The following is a 568-nucleotide window of genomic DNA, read 5'->3' on the forward strand; positions in this document are numbered from 1 at the left end:
TCTACTGCATTTGTTGGAATAGTAAATGTTCCTGAAACTGGTGTTGTTTGTGTTGGCGATTGTGTCCACACTTGCTCTCCTGCATCATTAAAATCTCCATCTCTATTGTAATCTATCCATACCGAATATGCTTCGTTATAGGTTGTTCCTGTCCAAGTTGGTGTTACAGTAATTGTATATTGACTTCCTTTAGTTAAGGTAGTTGAAATACTTGTAAAATCTGAATAGAACTGAGCACCTGAGCTATTGTCAATTGTGTTTAGCTGTACTCTACTTATGTATTCATCATTTACATTTGAGCTTGCAGAGGAACAGTATGTAATCTGTACATCTTGAGTAGTAACATTAACTGTATTACTTTGCGAAGACATATTTCCAGCTGCATCTAACGCAGTAACATAAAACGCATACGTTGTACTAGGACTTAACCCTGTTACTTGATAGCTTGTTGAAGGCGTAGATGCTATTAAGCTTCCATCTTGATAAACATTATACGCAGTTACACCTACATTATCAGTTGAAGCATTCCAGCTTAAATCTGTTGATGTGTCTGTTGTATTTGATGCAG

At 36.4% G+C, this 568-nt stretch carries 1 protein-coding gene; it reads right to left on the reverse strand.

What is annotated here, in order from left to right:
• Positions 1 to 568 (reverse strand): GEVED domain-containing protein (locus ACQ0RB_RS15680; RefSeq protein ID WP_430499634.1); only part of this gene is annotated, 568 nt, incomplete at both ends.

Source organism: Gaetbulibacter sp. PBL-D1, from assembly GCF_050509525.1.
GTDB classification, from domain to species: Bacteria; Bacteroidota; Bacteroidia; order Flavobacteriales; family Flavobacteriaceae; genus Gaetbulibacter_B; species Gaetbulibacter_B jejuensis.